At 35.7% G+C, this 255-nt stretch carries 1 protein-coding gene; it reads right to left on the reverse strand.

All coding sequences use genetic code 11. The features are described 5' to 3' along the window. On the reverse strand, nucleotides 1-255 hold a 255-nt coding region (locus ACEN3Z_RS12005), incomplete at both ends, for a transposase (RefSeq protein WP_407091000.1).

A 255-nucleotide genomic window follows, 5' to 3' on the forward strand; every position in this document is an offset into this window, starting at 1 on the left:
CTTTTGATTTTGGTTCAAAACATATGGTACGTAAGAAATTAACCACATTGTATGCCAACAGACTAATCATCATGCGTGCCTCGTTTTCAAGGAATTCTGGGCTATCTGTTTTATCGAAAAAGAAGCTGTTTTTGGCTTCTTTAATATAGTTTTCCATGGTACCGCGTTTATTGTAGGTTTCAAATACTCTTTTAGCCGAGATGTTCTCTGAGAAATTCGTGACAATAAAGGAATGGTTAAAAAGGAGTTCACCTA

The organism is Ruoffia sp. FAM 26254 (assembly GCF_045528545.1).
GTDB lineage: Bacteria > Bacillota > Bacilli > Lactobacillales > Aerococcaceae > Ruoffia > Ruoffia halotolerans.